The 15,611-nt window shown below is 61.0% G+C and carries 13 protein-coding genes; 6 read left to right on the forward strand and 7 right to left on the reverse strand.

Annotated elements, in window-relative coordinates:
- Positions 1 to 28: 28 nt before the first annotated feature.
- The gene (locus PXH66_RS12970; RefSeq protein WP_330932032.1) at positions 29 to 1,801 is read right to left on the reverse strand and encodes a DUF885 domain-containing protein; all 1,773 of its coding nucleotides are present in this window, start codon (positions 1,799 to 1,801) and stop codon (positions 29 to 31) included.
- 113 nt (positions 1,802 to 1,914) lie between these two features.
- Complete coding sequence (locus PXH66_RS12975) at positions 1,915 to 2,448, reverse strand: gamma carbonic anhydrase family protein (RefSeq protein ID WP_330928596.1); 534 nt, start codon at positions 2,446 to 2,448, stop codon at positions 1,915 to 1,917.
- Between the two features lies 1 nt (position 2,449).
- On the opposite strand from PXH66_RS12975, the gene PXH66_RS12980 reads away from it, so the two are divergent.
- The 3 genes from PXH66_RS12980 (at position 2,450) to PXH66_RS12990 (ending at position 5,213) form a co-directional block, all read left to right on the forward strand.
- Entirely contained in the window at positions 2,450 to 2,953 is a 504-nt protein-coding gene (locus PXH66_RS12980) for a GxxExxY protein (RefSeq protein WP_330928597.1), read from the forward strand.
- A 47-nt stretch (positions 2,954 to 3,000) separates the two neighbouring features.
- Positions 3,001 to 4,326 carry a NupC/NupG family nucleoside CNT transporter gene (locus tag PXH66_RS12985; protein ID WP_330928598.1) on the forward strand — a complete coding sequence of 442 codons (1,326 nt, stop codon included), beginning with the start codon at positions 3,001 to 3,003 and terminating at the stop codon, positions 4,324 to 4,326.
- A 179-nt stretch (positions 4,327 to 4,505) separates the two neighbouring features.
- Positions 4,506 to 5,213 (forward strand): TMEM175 family protein, encoded by a 708-nt coding sequence (locus PXH66_RS12990; RefSeq protein WP_330928599.1) that lies wholly within the window; start codon positions 4,506 to 4,508, stop codon positions 5,211 to 5,213.
- 35 nt (positions 5,214 to 5,248) lie between these two features.
- Here the strand turns inward: PXH66_RS12990 and PXH66_RS12995 are convergent, their stop codons facing one another.
- Positions 5,249 to 6,271 (reverse strand): transposase, encoded by a 1,023-nt coding sequence (locus PXH66_RS12995; RefSeq protein WP_330928600.1) that lies wholly within the window; start codon positions 6,269 to 6,271, stop codon positions 5,249 to 5,251.
- A 47-nt stretch (positions 6,272 to 6,318) separates the two neighbouring features.
- Positions 6,319 to 7,440, reverse strand: a complete 1,122-nt coding sequence (locus PXH66_RS13000) for a substrate-binding domain-containing protein (protein ID WP_330928601.1) — start codon at positions 7,438 to 7,440, stop codon at positions 6,319 to 6,321.
- Positions 7,441 to 7,574: 134 nt separating this feature from the next.
- Here PXH66_RS13000 and PXH66_RS13005 point away from each other — a divergent pair, with 134 nt between their 5' ends.
- From PXH66_RS13005 to uxaC, 3 genes are read left to right on the forward strand one after another with little or no spacing between them, the layout of a single operon-like run.
- A complete protein-coding gene (locus tag PXH66_RS13005) occupies positions 7,575 to 8,360 on the forward strand; it encodes an SDR family oxidoreductase (protein WP_330928602.1) in 786 nt (261 codons plus the stop codon).
- Between the two features lie 13 nt (positions 8,361 to 8,373).
- Positions 8,374 to 10,230, forward strand: coding sequence for a tagaturonate epimerase family protein (locus tag PXH66_RS13010; RefSeq protein WP_330928603.1), 1,857 nt, complete (start codon positions 8,374 to 8,376; stop codon positions 10,228 to 10,230).
- A gap of 20 nt (positions 10,231 to 10,250) precedes the next feature.
- Positions 10,251 to 11,672 (forward strand): glucuronate isomerase, encoded by a 1,422-nt coding sequence (uxaC, locus tag PXH66_RS13015; protein ID WP_330928604.1) that lies wholly within the window; start codon positions 10,251 to 10,253, stop codon positions 11,670 to 11,672.
- Here uxaC and PXH66_RS13020 read toward each other — a convergent pair.
- The 3 genes from PXH66_RS13020 to PXH66_RS13030 all read right to left on the reverse strand — a co-directional run bounded on the left by PXH66_RS13020 (position 11,660) and on the right by PXH66_RS13030 (position 15,524).
- Complete coding sequence (locus PXH66_RS13020; RefSeq protein ID WP_330928605.1) at positions 11,660 to 12,652, reverse strand: glycosyltransferase family 2 protein; 993 nt, start codon at positions 12,650 to 12,652, stop codon at positions 11,660 to 11,662. The two genes, uxaC and PXH66_RS13020, sit on opposite strands and share 13 nt — an antisense overlap.
- Positions 12,653 to 12,735: 83 nt before the next feature.
- Positions 12,736 to 14,223, reverse strand: a complete 1,488-nt coding sequence (locus tag PXH66_RS13025) for an LTA synthase family protein (RefSeq protein WP_330928606.1) — start codon at positions 14,221 to 14,223, stop codon at positions 12,736 to 12,738.
- Positions 14,220 to 15,524 carry an LTA synthase family protein gene (locus PXH66_RS13030; protein ID WP_330928607.1) on the reverse strand — a complete coding sequence of 435 codons (1,305 nt, stop codon included), beginning with the start codon at positions 15,522 to 15,524 and terminating at the stop codon, positions 14,220 to 14,222. The genes PXH66_RS13025 and PXH66_RS13030 overlap by 4 nt, the downstream gene beginning before the upstream one ends.
- Positions 15,525 to 15,611 lie beyond the last annotated feature (87 nt).

Genomic DNA, 15,611 nt, shown 5'->3' on the forward strand with positions numbered 1-15,611 from the left:
AATTTGGAAAACAATGCTAAAACCGCGCTCAACGCTGCGCGGCAATCCAGCGATCAATATTGGCTTCGAGCACCGACAAAGGCAGTGCGCCGTGCCGCAATGCTTCGTCGTGAAAATCGCGTATGTTGAAGCGTTGCCCCAGCGCGGCGGTCGCCCGGGCGCGCAGTTCCTTGAACTTCAACTCGCCCAGTTTGTAGGCCAGCGCCTGCCCCGGCCAAACGATATAGCGGTCGATCTCCACGATAATGTCATTCTCGGTCTTCGGCGCGTTGGCCTTGAAGTAGTCGATCGCCTGCTGGCGCGACCACCCCTTGGCGTGCATGCCGGTATCGACCACGAGGCGCACCGCGCGCCACATCTCGTAAGTGAGCTGGCCAAACTTAGCATAAGGATCGGTGTAAAAACCCATCTCCTCCCCGAGGCTTTCAGAGTAGAGTCCCCACCCTTCAACGAAACCGGTGTAACTCCAGCTGTAGCGCCGAAACGGCGGCAACTCCTCCAACTCCTGCTGCAAGGAAAGCTGGTGGTGGTGACCCGGCACGGCTTCATGCAGCGTGAGCGCTTCCATTTCCCAGCGTGGGCGCGTATGCAGGGCATACGTATTGGCAAAAAAGATACCGGCCCGACCCGCCTCCAGTCCACCGGAGTTGTAATAGGCGGTGGTCTGCGACTTTTCCGCGTAGGACGGCACCTCAACCACGCCATAAGGCAGCCGCGGCAGCAGCCCAAACAGCTTGGGCATCTCCAGATCGGCGCGCTTGGCAATGTCGCGATATTCGGCGAGCAGGGCCTGGCGATCCGTATGGAAAAACCGCGGATCCGTGCGCATAAAGTCGAAGAACGCTTCGAGTGTCCCATCGAACTCGACCGCATCCTTGATCGACTCCATTTCCGCCCGAATGCGGGCAACTTCACTTAACCCGATATCATGGATTTCCTCCGGGGTGAGCGCCAGCGTCGTGCGGGTTTTCACGGCGTAGGCATACCACGCTTTGCCATCGGGCAGAGCCTCCGCCGCGATGCCATCACGGGTCGCCGGCAGGTAACGCTCCCGCACAAACGTTTCCAGTTTCTCCCACGCCGGGCGAATTTCAGTGACGTAGACATCCTCCGCCTGCTGGCGCAACAACGCCCCCTCCTCCGGCGGAATGGATCCCGGCAAATTGTAAAATCCCTTGAGCAGGGGATTATCGGTCGGCGTATCGACGATCATGTTACGCACCTGTTGCGGCACTTCCCGCATCGTGATCGCGGGGGGCGTCACGCCCGCCGCCATGCCGGCCTCGAGCAGGGCGATGGTTTGGTCGATCACGGCGGGCAGACCCTCAAGTCGCGCCACTTGATCCTCCAACTGCATGACGCTGCGGTTGGGCATCATCCGCATGATCGAGGCCGCCTGCTGGTGCACGCCGCCGAGTTGATTGATGGCGAGCAACTCCTGCGGAAAGCGCTGCCCTTCGACTCCGTTGCGCGCTTGGTCGAGAAACAGATCATAGTTGAGCTGATCATCGGGCGACAACGCTGCCCGATCGATGGATTCGATCACAGCCAGCCGCGTGCGTGCCCGCGCCCGGCCTTTTTCCAATGCCGCCGGGGATTGATCGCTCCACCGGTCACCGTAGCCCGGCAACCCGACGTAGGTTGCCATCTCCGGCGAGTCCTCGAGCGTGACCGCCCAGTCGACGGCAAACAAGGTGGCCAGCCGCTTGGTTTCGGAGTTCGGAGCATCATCCCCCAGCAGAGTCGCATATCGTGCGTCCTCGATTTCCTGAGCAATGACTCCATTCGGCGTCACGGCCATCCAAATTCCGGCGCACAGCACCGTTCGGCAAACATGTCTCAACATGCCCTGTGCTTAACTCTGGCTTGGCTGATGGCAAACCGGTTCAAAGCGAATCGAGCCCCTGGCCCCACTCAACCCTGCGTCGGCAATTTCGCGTGCGCGGCCGAGACGGCCAGATACTTTTCCGCCCATCCCTTCAGCCCCGCTTGCTCCGCCTCGCTCAGTTGCCGCACCACTTTGCCGGGCGTGCCGACCACCAGAGAGCCGGGAGGTATGATTGTGCGCGGAGTCACCACGGTGCCGGCCGCCACCAAACTGCGCGCTCCGATGCGGGCGCCGTCCAGGATGGTCGCGTTCATGCCGATGAGACATTCGTCTTCAATCGTGCAGGCGTGGACAATGGCGGCGTGGCCGATTGTGCACCAATCCCCGACGATCGCATCCAAATCATCCGCCAAATGGACGACGCAGTTGTCCTGAATGTTGGAGCCCTCCCCCACCACGATCCGCGCAATATCGCCCCGCAGCACCGCCCCGTAAAACACACTGGAGCGCGGCCCCAGCGTCACGTCGCCCACCACCGTCGCCGTCCGCGCGACCCAATTCGCCGCCGCCGTATCCGGTATTTTCGACAAATGCTGCCGCAAGCGTTCTTCAACCGTCATAGTGGAAATCGTTCTCGCGCCCTTCCTTTCGAACCGCAAGCTCAGCGCCAGTTCTCTGAAATTCTTTTACAGGAGGAAACAGAGAGAAACAGAGCTTCCTGATTTGCACCCTTCATTTGAAAAAGCCAGTTCGCTCACCGAAGAAGCGATTGCTTCGGCCATTGAGGTGCATCGGCACAAAGGTCCCGGACTAAATGAATCGATCTACGAATGGTGCCTTTTGCGCGAGCTCGAGCTTCGCAAGTTGCCAACGATTAATCAAAAGACGGTGCAGATTGAATACAAAGGCTTCGTCAAAGCAGAATCCCTCCGGTTCGACGTGTTGTTGGCCGGGTGCCTGCTAATCGAAGCGAAATCAGTCGAACACCTCCTCCCCATCCACAAAGCCCAACTGCTCACCTATATGAAACTCTTGGATGTCCCACTCGGCCTGCTCATCAATTTCAATGTCACCAAGCTCACTGACGGAGTCAGTCGTCTGATACTACCCGGCGCCAACCGCTGACCAGCTCCGTTTCCCTCTGTTTCCTCCTGTAATAAAACATCCACCAAATGGATACACTCGTTCCTATTTTTCGCGGCGTCATTGGCATTCTCGGTTTCACCGCGATCGCCTACGCGTTCAGCTCCAACCGACGCGCCATTGACTGGAAGCTCGTCGGCACCGGCACCATCCTCCAGATCTTCGTCGCCCTCGTCGTGCTGAAGGTCGGTCCGGTGCGGACGCTGTTCGAGATCATCGGCCAAGGGTTTGTCAAAGTCATCGACTTTACCAACGCCGGCACCGGGCTGCTGTTCGGATGGTTTCTCAACATCGCGCCGGGCAATGTCGACGGCCTCCCCTTCACCAACGGCGGCCCCGTGTTCGTGGTCACCATCCTGCCCTCGATCATCTTTTTCGCCGCGCTCACGGCCATGCTCTACTATCTGGGCGTCCTGCAACGCGTCGTCTATGTATTCGCGTGGTTCATGTCCAAAACCATGAAACTCGGCGGCGCCGAAAGCATGTCAGCTTCCGCCAATGTATTCGTGGGCCAGACCGAAGCGCCGCTGTTGATCAAACCCTACCTCGACAAGATGACGCGGTCGGAGCTGCTTGCGATCATGGTCGGCGGCATGGCCACCATCGCCGGCGGCGTCATGGTGATCTACATCAGCCTGCTCGGGGGGGACGACCCGGCGGCGCAAGTGCAGTTCGCCACCCACCTCATCACCAAATCCGTCATGTCGGCACCGGCGGCTCTGGTCATCGCCAAGATGCTGCTGCCGCAGACCGAGGAAGTGAACCGCGACCTCCAGATCCCTCGCGAGAAGTTCGGCGCCAATATCCTCGACGCCATCTGCGTCGGCACCGGTGACGGCATCAAACTCGCCATCAACGTCGGCGCCATGCTCATCGTGTTCACCGCATTGGTGGCCATGATCAACTTTGGACTCGGCGGACTCCTCGGTGACTACACCGGACTCAACGACGTCATCGCCTCGGCCACCGGCGATCAATACACGGAGCTGTCCATGCAGTTCGTTTTCGGGCTTATCGGCGCGCCCATCGCCTGGCTCATGGGCATTGAAAGCGGGCAACTCATGATGGCGGGCCAACTCCTCGGCGAGAAGACGGTGCTCAACGAATTCGTCGCCTACTTCTCGATGAACAACCTCTACGCCGCCGGTGAACTTACCGATCCGCGCACGCGTATCATCCTGGCCTACGCCTTGGCAGGATTTTCCAACCTCGTTTCCATCGGCATCCAGATTGGCGGCATTGGCGCCCTCGCCCCCGAACGTCGCGCCGATCTCGCCCAACTCGGCTGGCGTGCGCTGCTCGGTGGATCCCTCGCCTGCTTCATCCCCGCTTCCATCGCCGGCATGCTGATCTGAGTAAGCAAGCAGTCCGCCGGTCGGCCCCGCCGCCAACGTCGGAGTTTATCGCCACCCACGTTGTTCGAACGACCTACTTCAAACTTCATTCTTCTTACTTTTCCTCGCCGATGTCTTCCCGCCGTTCCTCACGGAAACCTTTCCGCTCGCGCCTCCCGTTCGCGCCGGACCCCGATCCCATGTTTCGGTGGCGAGGCGCCGGGGTGTCACGATTGGAGGGCTTCGCGGATGCCGTTTTTGCCTTCACGCTGACCCTGCTCGTCGTCGCGTTGGAGGTGCCACGCAATTACGATGACCTCATGAAGGTCTTCCAGGACTTTCCGGCCTTCGTCGCAACCTTTGCCATGGTGATGTGGTTTTGGACCACGCACTACATTTTCTTCCGCCGCTACGGATTGGAGGACATTTGGACGCGATTCTACAACGCCGCCATTTTGCTCTGCGTGGTCTTCCTCGCGTATCCGTTGAAGTTTATCTTCACGAGTGCATTCGCGGCGATGTTCGGCATCGGTGCCGAATCCAATGGCATCCAAACCATGGCCGAGCTCAGCCAGCTCTACATCGTTTACGGTGCCGGACTCGCCACCGTCTGCTTTGCGTATCTGTTGCTCTACCTGCACGCCTATCGGCTGCGTAAAGCGCTTCATCTGAACGAGACCGAGATTATCATCACTCAAGGCTCGATCAGCCGTATCCTGATCAACATCGCCGTCTGCTTGGTTTCGATTGTCCTCGCTCAACAGGAACGCCACGTCGTGCTCCCCGGCATCATCTATTGCTCGCTTGGTCCTCTGGTCGGAATCAATGGCTGGTGGCATGGCACTCGCGCCGTGAAAGCCTTCGACGCCGGAAGATCCCGCCACGGCAAACCGTCAACCGCCGCCTAAAACCACGCGCCCGGAGCAACTCGTTCCGGGTTTGGCTAACCCAGTGCCTGACGTCGCAAACCTCGCAACGTCGTCAAATCCCCCCAATCGGCGATGTGTGGTAAGTGTCGCGGTCGCGTGCGCTCGCGCCGCCCGGTGTTTATCTGATACCGCACCAAATGTTCCTGCACGAACGCCTGCGATCCCAATACTGCGCCGTCGCTGAAGTGACGTATCCGGCATCTGAGCACGCTCGCCATCGGCAATTGGCCTTTGTTTTTCACCACCCGTTGAAACTCTGCCGCCGATAAACATCCGCGGTTCGATGCGGGATGGGATCCCTTGCCGAACAATAGTTCCCGATAGGCGGCCAAGGCCCTGCCGCGAGTGCCGCCCATGATCGCAATCACCCCCGGCACCGCCCGCTTTGCTCCGGCCACGGCCTCAGCATAACCGCAAAACCGGTAGTCCTTGGGGTCATCCACCAAGCCTGCGCGCACTGGATTCAAATCGATGTAAGCGGCCATGGTTTTAAGGGCTCTCCCCTTTCCCTCTACCAGCACGCTTTTGAAGCGTTCGGACCACAGGGTGCCGAAGCGATTATGGCTGCGATTAAACCAGACGGAAAATCGTTGTTTGAGCAGTTTCATGAACTGCGAAACGTCACCCATCAGGGCCAATTGACGCGCTCTCCACTTAACCGCCTCGGGGCCGTTCTTCCGCAATTGACCGGTAATAACGTCAAGTTGTGCGGTTTGATAACGCGTAGGCTTCGGATACAACACCGCGTAGCGTCTGAGCAAAACGGCATCAGAGACCTGGTTCCGATGAGGAACGCGCAGCAGCACATGGAAGTGATTGGACATCAGCGCATACGTCAGAACCTCCACGCCGCAATATTCCGCCACCTGCCAAAGCTGCTTCCGCAGCACCTCCTTGGCCACGTCATCCAACAACCGTTCTCCATTCACGGTCCGCGACATCACATGATAAACCGCCGCCCGCTTCCCCGCATCCACCTTTATTCTCGCCTGTCGCACGACCCCAAACCCACCCAAAACCCACTCCCCGTCAATCATTTTTAACCTGTCCCTTTATTTAAGCATTAAAAGATAAACGTGTTTGCTTAGTTGCCGATGCGTAGTGAGCCGGGGGGGCGGCCTAGTTTGCGGCGGCAAACTATGCTGAGGTGGCGGGCGTCCTGGAATCCACAGGCGTAGGCGACTTCGGCGATCGTCATTTTGGGGTTCTCCTGCAGTAGCACTTCCGCTCGTTCGAGTTGTTGCCTTTGCACTTCGGCATACACCGAGGTCTGCAATGCCGCCCGGAAACGCATTTCAAGTGATCGCCGGGAAACCCCCACCGACCGGGCGACTTCCTCCACATATATGGTGTTCGCGAGTCGGTCTCCAATGTAGTCGAGCGCCGCCGCCACGACTTCGTCATTCACCGCCAACTTGTCCGTGGAGCCCCGTGCGACAATTTTAAGCGGAGGCACCCGAACCGTCTCAACGGGGAGGTCCGGATTCTCTATTTCGGCCAATAACCGCCGGGCGGCTTCGTAACCGATGCGTCGACGGTTGAGTTCGATACTGGACAGCGCCACCGATGAAAAGCCCAGTTGGATGTCGTCATTGTCCACGCCCAATACCGCGACATCCGCCGGGATGTTCGCCCCAATGTCCGCGCATGCTTCCGCCACCGCACGAGCCACGGCGTCGTTGAAACAAAACACCCCCACCGGACGTTGCTGTGGTTTCAACCATGTCGCGATCCGAGCCACCGCCCGAGCCGATGGGGCGTCACCTTCCGGCATTTCCGGCAATACCAACATTTCGGTCGTCGCCCCCGCCGCTTTGCCCGCACGCCGATAGCCCCTGCCGCGCAATCGAGACGACCGGTGCCGATCCACACCACAAAAACCAAGTCGCTCAAATCCGCGTCGCACGAAAAAACGGGCCGCCAACTCCCCCACGCGTTCGTCATCGTTGATGATATTGGTCAACCCCTTCCCTTCCGTGCGCCCGGATACATTGACCACCGGAACGCCCAACTTCAGCAACGCCACCTCGTCTTCCCGCGACGCCAAACGGGTGATGAGTCCGTCGAGCTGCAGGCGGCGCAGCTTCACGGGCTCAAACTTCGCCGGCCGTGCGATCTTGATCACCTGCACTTGCGGCGACCGCCGAAAGCCTTCCGCCAGCCCTTGCAACACCCCGTGCCAGTGCTCCGTTTCAATCGAGAGCATAATCCCCACACGGTATCGACGGACTTCGGTCATCCCTCGCAGCAAACCGTCGTTGCGCATTTTGTAAAATCTTATGCGTTTTATTGCCTGCGGTATATGCCTTCTCACTGATAGGCTTGTCCTTCCCCCTTACCATGAGCTCTCCCTATCTCGAATCCCTCTTCTCTTTGGAAAACCGCATCGCGGTCGTCATCGGTGGCACCGGTGAACTTTGCGGTGCCATGGCCGAGGGGCTGGCCGGTGCCGGCGCCGAGGTCGTGCTTGTCGGACGCAACGAAGCCAAGGCTTCCGCCCGCCTCGAGCGCATCGCGGCCGCCGGTGGTAACGCGTGGTTTCACGCCGCCGACGCCACCAGCCGCGCCGATCTGATCGCGCTGCGCGACGCCGTGCTGGCTCGGTCCGGTCGCATCGACGTTCTCGTCAACGGAGCGGGAGTGAATTCGCCCACTCCGTTGATGGACATCCCCGAGGACGAGTTCGACCGCATCATCAGCGCCAACGTCAAAGGCGTGCTCATGGCCTGTCAGGTATTTGGCGAACACCTGCTCTCCGCTCCCGACGGCGGCTCGATCATCAACATCGGTTCGGCCTCGGCCCGGGTTCCGCTTTCCCGCGTCTTCACCTACTCCGCGTCCAAAGCGGCGGTCCACAACCTCACCAAAAACATCGCCCGCGAATGGGCCACCAAAGGCGTGCGCGTCAACCTCCTCGTCCCCGGTTTCTTCCCCGCCGAACAAAATCGCAAGGTGCTCACACCCGACCGGGTCGAAACCATCATGGGCCACACGCCCATGAAGCGATTTGGCCAGGCCAAAGAGCTCATCGGCGCCACGCTCTTTCTCGCGAGCAATGCCGCCAGCAGCTTTGTCACCGGCGCCGAAATCGAAGTCGACGGCGGTTTCCACGCCATGACCATTTAAGTCCTCCCCGACCATGTCCGCCATCAACTCCTTTCTCGTTTCCCACCAGCTCCGCATCGCGAGCAACCCCTGCGTTTCGCCCGACTTTTGCCTCGATTGGCCCGAACTCCAAAAACTACTCCTCGCTGGCGAAGCCCTCCACGTCTGGGCCCACAGCGGTTTCCGCACCGCCGCCGGAGCGTGGAAGCTTCGCGAAAATCTTAAAACCGGCGATTGCGCCTGGGTGCTGTCTCCCGCGCCAGGCGTGACCAATGGATCCACGACGCTGGCGGACGGCGTCGTATTACCCTCGGGGGCCTGCGCTTTCCCCGCCACGTGGACGAACCTGCTTGCCCTTAAAAACCTGATTCTGGAGCACGACCCCGCCGCTACGATTTTCCCCGGCACCACCGCCAACCTCGGCCGCAGCACGCTCGGCGTCGGCGCCCGCTTCACCACGTTGCATTGGCCGGCCGTCGAATGGACCATGGCACGGCTCGGCATCGGGTTGACCGCCAATCAAAACAGTATTCCACGCGAGCTGGTCTACGACGTGGATGCCATGTTGGCCGACGATCTCGACACGGTTCCATTTCCCTTCATCGGAGCCAATGTGCCGGAAGGCCATCAAGGCCAATCCGTCGAGGGCATGAGTCACGGCGCCGTGTTGTCCAAACTCAAATCAGGTTTTCACCACCACCGCATCGCCTGGAGCTTCAACGCCGACCACCAACCCATCGGCGGCAAGTTCGACTCCCGGGAAGACGCGCTCGTGCGCGGTTCCCTCCTGGCGTCCTACATCACGTTCGACCTCTCCCCCGAATTGGCGAAAAAGGCGCCCGCCTCCATCGACGCGATCGCACCGGATTTACGTGAACAGGTCCGTCGCCGCATGGCCGAGGTGGGCATCACCGCCGACGATGCGGCGTTCGAAAAACTACTCGGCACGGTTTGGCCCGCCATGCTCAAAATGAAGCAACGCGACGAGCTCTACCGCGCCGCGCGCGCTTCGGCTTTCACCACGCCCGAAGGCCGGGCCTACCTGCGCGAACTCTCCATCGACGAGCTGCCCGGTCTCACCACGCCCGAAACCACCGCCATCATGCTCGCCCTGTGCGATGCGATGGACATGCCGGTCAACTTCGTCGCCCCCGCCTTCGGCTTCCAAAAGAACATCCCGTATCCCAACCAAACCAAACTGCGCAAACTCATCACCGCGCAGTGGAACGTTTGTCAAAAATTTGGCGTGAGCATCGGTTTCCACTCCGGCTCGGGCAAATCGGCCGAGAACTACCGTCTGATGGGTGAGATCACTGGTAGCCAGCTCGAGATCAAAACCAGTGGTCGCTACACCTACGAAATGGGCCGCGCCCTGCATGCCTCGAGCGACCCCGCCGACCAGGCGCTATGGCGCGATTGGTATGCTTTCACCATAGAACTCGCCGTGGCCGGCGCGTTCAGCGACGACGCCACCGAGCGCGACGCCGCCAGGGGGTTCATTCTCGCCAACTACGACGAACCCGCCGACGCCGAGGGCATCTTTGCGGACGAAGCCACCTGCCGCTCCACCCTGGTTGCCCTCACCCCGCACCCCGACCGCGTATTCTTTTTTGAATACAATTTTCTCTACGTGCTGGCCGCCGATGGCAAAGCCACCAAAGCCGCGCTCGGCGATCACTCGCCCGCCGGATATCGCCAACGCGCGCGGTTCTACTCGATCAGTCGGGAAGCCCGCCTGGGCTACGCCCGCCGCGTCGCTGAATACCTGATCTTTCTGGCCGAAACCACCGGCCTCGCCACCGCGGCCCGCTGCGCCGAGGCCACCAGCCGTCTCGCCGGATTCACCGCTTACTCTGATTTGCTGAACGACATCGCCCAAACGTCCGAATAAATCCCCGCCCCCCGCCTCGCATGCGCCCCTACATCCACGACGACTTCATGTTGCATTCGGACGCCGCCGTCCGCCTCTACCACGACTACGCGGCGGCGGAGCCGATCTTTGACTACCACAACCACCTGCCGCACGCGGCGATCGCCGACGACCACGTCTTCGCCGATCTGGCCGAGATCTGGTTGGGCGGCGATCACTACAAGTGGCGGGCCATGCGCGCCAACGGCGTGGCCGAACGCTTCTGCACGGGCGACGCCTCCCCCTTCGAGAAATTTGAGGCGTGGGCCGCCACCGTTCCGCAGACCCTGCGCAACCCGCTGTATCACTGGACTCATCTCGAACTGAAACGCTACTTCGGCATCGACACGCTGCTCGGTCCCGAAACCGCGCGGGAGATCTGGGACACCGCCAACACCCAACTCGCCGGCATGTCCGTGCAGTCGATCCTGCGGGACCAAAAAGTCGCCGTCGCCGGCACCACCGACGACCCTGCTGACTCCCTCGCCACCCACCAACGCATCGCGGCGCTCAATCTCAGCACGAAGGTCTACCCGACCTTCCGTCCCGACAAAGCCTACGCGCTGGCCGACCCGGCTGCGTTTAACGCCTATTGCGCCAAACTCGGCGCCACCGCCGGCCGCGGCGAGATTGCCAGTTTCGACGATCTGCTGGCCGCGCTCGAACAGCGTCACGCCGATTTTCACGCGGTCGGCGGACGCCTCTCCGACCACGGTCTCGAAACCGCCCTCGCCGAGCCGTGCACGCTGGCCGAAGCCCGTGCGATTTTCCTGAAAGTTCGCGACGGCAACACCCCCTCGCCCGAGGAACAACTCGGTTTCGGTTCGCTCCTCATGCTGGAGTTTGGTCGTTGGGACGCCAAGCGCGGCTGGACCAAGCAGCTCCACCTCGGCGCCATGCGCAACAACAGCGCCCGCGCTTACCTCGAGCTCGGCCCCGACTGCGGATTCGACAGCATCGGCGATTACCGTCAGGCCCCGGCGTTGGTGAAATATCTCTCCTCGCTCGACGAAACCGGAGAGTTGCCGAAGACCATCGTCTACAATCTGAATCCAGCCGACAACTACATGCTCGCGACACTCGTCGGGAACTTCCAGGACGGCGTCACCGCCGGTAAAATGCAGTTCGGCAGCGGCTGGTGGTTCCTCGATCAAAAGGAGGCCATGGAGTGGCAGATGAACGCGCTCTCCAACCTCGGGCTGCTCAGTCGCTTCGTCGGCATGCTCACCGACTCCCGCAGTTTCATGTCATTTCCCCGCCACGAGTATTTCCGTCGCACGCTTTGTAATCTACTCGGCAGCGAAATGGCCAACGGTGAACTGCCCCCCGACTTCGAGCTCGTCGGCGGCATGGTGAAAAACATCTGCTTCGCCAACGCTCGCAACTACTTCGGCCTCGCGGTCGACCCGAGCTACTCGGGTTGATGGGCCCGCGGTGATGCCGCGTCGGTCGGCATGGCGGATCGCAACTGATCCTCCAACCGGCCGATGCGCCAGTTGGCCTGCTCCAGCAGACGACGATTCACTGCGATCAAGTCGGCGACCAAGGCGAGCACCCACAGGAGCAACCCGGACCCGAGCAGCAGCGCCGACAGGATCACGGACTGCACGTGACCTCCCCCCTCCCCGATTAAAAAGAAGTAGAAGAAACGCAGACCCAGCAACAGCCCCGCTCCCCCCACCAAGCCGCCGACCGTGAAGAAAAACGTCATCGGCCGGTAAACGACGAAAATGTGCAGCATGGTGAGCATGGAGCGCTTCACGTAGGATGGAATGCTCTTCACCAACCGCGATGGCCGCGTCACCCCGTTGACGCGCACCGGGACCGAGACGACGGCCATGCCGTTTTGCCCCGCTTGAATGATCGTCTCCAACGTATAAGTGTAACTGCTGAACACATTGAGTTTACGCGCCGCCTCGCGGCTGAACGCCCGGTAACCGCTCGGCGCATCCTGCACGTCGGTTCGACTGAGTGAGCGCGTGATAAAACTGCCAAACCGCTGCAGGATCTTCTTCACCGGCGAAAAATGGGCAATCGAATCAATCGGCCGCGCGCCGATCACGATATCCGCCACGCCTTTTAGAATCGGTGTCGTCAACGCGGGTAAATCAGCCGCGCAATACTGATTGTCCGCATCGGTGTTGACGATGACATCCGCCCCGCGTTCCACCGCGGCGTCGAGCCCAGCGGCAAACGCATGGGCGAGTCCCGAGTTCTGTGGCAGCCTGATCACGTGATCGACCCCGAGCAAGCGCGCCACCCCGCTCGTATCATCGGTGCTGCCATCATCGATCACCAGCCACTCGACCGTGTCGAACCCCTCCACGACCCGTGGCAAATCCGCCAATGTCGCCGGCAGCGCGGCGGCTTCATTGAAGCAGGGGATTTGGATGATGAGTTTCACAACGACGACCAGTCAGCGGCAACCGAACGACCCCGAACGTGGCCTCCCACCGCGTCCGACTTCAATCCTAGAAACGCCGCCGGTCACTCCGTCACCGAGCTGTCACCATCCGCCGACTCCGCACCAGCGCTGCTTCGCCGGGCCATGACCACCATCGTCGCCATCGCGACCGCCACCAGCAGCGGGATGAAATGTCGCTGCTGCACCAACGTGAGCACCGAATCCCCCACATCCCCGACCTGATTCGCGTAGAGCAGATTGCTCACCGACGGGAAATCCTGGAAAAACTGATAATAGATCACCACCGCGGTGGAGGTCAGCAACCACCCCATCGAGGCCAACGCCGCCACGCTCCACGCCAACCACGCCCGTCGTATGACCACCAACGGCAGCAATACCACCGCCCACAACGCGATCGAATAAACCACCGCCGTCGGCCAGACCGAAACGACCGCACTAAGCATCGCCCAATAGATCTCCAAAAAGGTAAAGAAAACCATCGTGAGCGCGTAGGCCCGCTCACCGGTGCGAGACCAAGGTTGGTTGATCACCACGCGCGCCAAGACCAACGCCAGCACCATGAACCAATAACCCGTGACCACCAAATGGGCCAGAAGCCAAACTGCCGCCACGACCACGACCACGCGCACCGGCCCACGCCATCGCGTCGACACCCACGCCCGGATCCAACCCGTCCACAACATCACCACCAACGCGACCACGCCCGTCAGATACCACAGTGGCGGCACCACCCGCACTTCGCGGTAGGTGAACCAGTCTCCGGCGTCATACCACCGCACTTGATCCCAGACCAACCCCGGCCGCACGCGATAGTGTCCACTCGTCAGCGGGGTCACCGGCAGCCACATTGACGCGGCGGTCGCCCCCTTTTTCCACTCCACCTCCCCCAGGCGCGGCGACTCCACCCGGGTGTTCGAATCGACATCCCACACCTCGGCGGTCGCCGTATAGTCTCCGCGCGCCGCGTCGCGCCCGGACCAACTCCATCGCGCCGGCAGATGAAGCCTCGTCTGCGCCGGTAATATCCGGGGCAACCATGACCACTGCGGCTGATACCAGTCACGCGGCGGGATGTGCGCGATGCTTACACTGGGAAACGCGATCTCCGGCTTCTCATCGCGATACCAATACTCGCCCTCGACCACCGCATTGAACGACACCTGCAAGTGGTCCACGGCCGGATTGCGCAACACCATCGGCAGATCCAAATCAAACCCGGCGACCAACGTCCCGTCCGCGGTGGGCGTCCAGGGATAGCGCGCTCCGTCAGCCATCTCCAGACTGCCGTCGTCTCCATATACTTGATACGACAAATAAGAGCGGGGCTCGATCGCCTGCGCGGTTTCCACGCGGCCGGTTACGCTTAGTTTTTGCGTATTCGCATCAAACTCCGCCGTCACGTGCAGTTGATAGTCATCGCGGACGACCTCCGCCGTCGCGGTGGTTTTGGTCGCCAAATCGAGCTGGGCATCCGGGATGGTCTGCGCGATCAGCCCTCCGGCCAGCAGCAGGCTCCACCCCCACGTCAACCGGCTTCGTCCCGTTCTCATGGTGCGAGCAACTCCTCCGGATGTTCGATGGCGAGGCGGGTAAGGATGTCCTGATCCACCGGCGGCTCCCACGGCTCCGCGGCCCCATTCACCTCCTGCAAACCGCGATGTTGGGCACCAAACGTCGTGCCCCATTGTCCCCAACCCGCCCCCGTGAAAGTGAGCGGCACGTCCAGGCCGAGTTCCTGCAAAATCATGACGGGCAGATCCTGCAAACCCGCCAGGGTAGTGACGCGCTGCGCGGGCCGGTCAAACCCTACCAACACCAAGGGCACGGTGTCCGGATACAAGCGCGGCGCGATCGAGTCGAGGTAGGCCTCCAACTCGACATCGATCGCGCTGTCGTGGTCGCCGTAGATCGCGATCAGGCAGTCTTCGAGAACACCGGCGTCCTGGAGCTGTTGAAAAAAGCCCTGCAACGCGTGGTCCACATAGCGGGCGGAACGCACGTTTTCCACTTCGATGCGGCCGGGTTTCAGTCCCTGCGCATGGGCGATATGGTCGTAAGGATGGTGGTGCGTCAGCGTGATGACGTGCAAAAACAACGGCGACTCAGCCGCCGCAATCATCCGCGCGGCTTCGCCCAGCACGGCCTCGTCGGACCATCCCCAACCGATTTTGTCATCGAGGGGCAGGTCCTGCTGAAAACGCATTTCGTCATACCCCAGCGCCGTGTGGGCCTCCGCCCGATGCCAAAACACCCCGTTGAAGCCGTGAATCGAAGCCGTGTGATAGCCGGCCACGTGCAACACCCGGGGCAACGATGGCACCCGGGAAAGATCCTTCGAAACGTAAACCGGTTGACGCGCCAATGGCACCAGTGACGTGAGCACCAAAAATTCCCCGTCGGTCGTGCGACCGCTCCCGGTATTGTCCATCATATTGGCAAAGCTCACGTGCTTCGCGGCCAGGTCCTCGAGGAATGGCATGACCGGTTGGCCGTCCTTGCGGGCACCGATGACCAGTCCGTCCATGGATTCGAGTTGGATATACACCACATGCTTGCGGCGCGGGGGATGGCGGGCGGGCATCTCCGCCCGACGATGGGCCAACTCCCGCAAATAGGCCCGGTAAGGGGCCGGATCGATTTCATCGAGATGGGCGCGTCGCCACAGCCGACCTGCCACGTCCACGACGTCGAACCAAAAATAACCTCCGTAGCCGAGTCGTTCGACCGACTGGCGGTTGATGAACCGGTTCTTCAGCAGCAGCGCCTCCCGCCGCGGCCACGCCACCAGCGCCACCGTCACGGTCAACACGCCCCACAACGCCCATCCATGCCATCGCCGCATGCGGATCATGGCGCAAACCGCGTCACCCGCCCCCATTTGATAGTGAGGGCACGGAGCTTCGCGGGGCTGAAGAAAAACCGGTATTCTAACATGTGT

Origin of the sequence: Synoicihabitans lomoniglobus, assembly GCF_029023725.1 — a bacterium.
In the GTDB taxonomy this organism is placed as follows: Bacteria; Verrucomicrobiota; Verrucomicrobiia; order Opitutales; family Opitutaceae; genus Actomonas; species Actomonas lomonigloba.

What these genes read in the sequence shown, in the direction of transcription:
- PXH66_RS12970 (WP_330932032.1), bottom strand. Translation starts at nt 1,801, where the DNA reads ATGGCCGTGACGCCGAATGGAGTCATTGCTCAGGAAATCGAGGACGCA.
- PXH66_RS12975 (WP_330928596.1), bottom strand. Translation starts at nt 2,448, where the DNA reads ATGACGGTTGAAGAACGCTTGCGGCAGCATTTGTCGAAAATACCGGAT.
- PXH66_RS12985 (WP_330928598.1), top strand. Translation starts at nt 3,001, where the DNA reads ATGGATACACTCGTTCCTATTTTTCGCGGCGTCATTGGCATTCTCGGT.
- PXH66_RS12990 (WP_330928599.1), top strand. Translation starts at nt 4,506, where the DNA reads ATGTTTCGGTGGCGAGGCGCCGGGGTGTCACGATTGGAGGGCTTCGCG.
- PXH66_RS12995 (WP_330928600.1), bottom strand. Translation starts at nt 6,271, where the DNA reads ATGATTGACGGGGAGTGGGTTTTGGGTGGGTTTGGGGTCGTGCGACAG.
- PXH66_RS13000 (WP_330928601.1), bottom strand. Translation starts at nt 7,440, where the DNA reads ATGCTCTCGATTGAAACGGAGCACTGGCACGGGGTGTTGCAAGGGCTG.
- PXH66_RS13005 (WP_330928602.1), top strand. Translation starts at nt 7,575, where the DNA reads ATGAGCTCTCCCTATCTCGAATCCCTCTTCTCTTTGGAAAACCGCATC.
- PXH66_RS13010 (WP_330928603.1), top strand. Translation starts at nt 8,374, where the DNA reads ATGTCCGCCATCAACTCCTTTCTCGTTTCCCACCAGCTCCGCATCGCG.
- uxaC (WP_330928604.1), top strand. Translation starts at nt 10,251, where the DNA reads ATGCGCCCCTACATCCACGACGACTTCATGTTGCATTCGGACGCCGCC.
- PXH66_RS13025 (WP_330928606.1), bottom strand. Translation starts at nt 14,223, where the DNA reads ATGAGAACGGGACGAAGCCGGTTGACGTGGGGGTGGAGCCTGCTGCTG.
- PXH66_RS13030 (WP_330928607.1), bottom strand. Translation starts at nt 15,524, where the DNA reads ATGATCCGCATGCGGCGATGGCATGGATGGGCGTTGTGGGGCGTGTTG.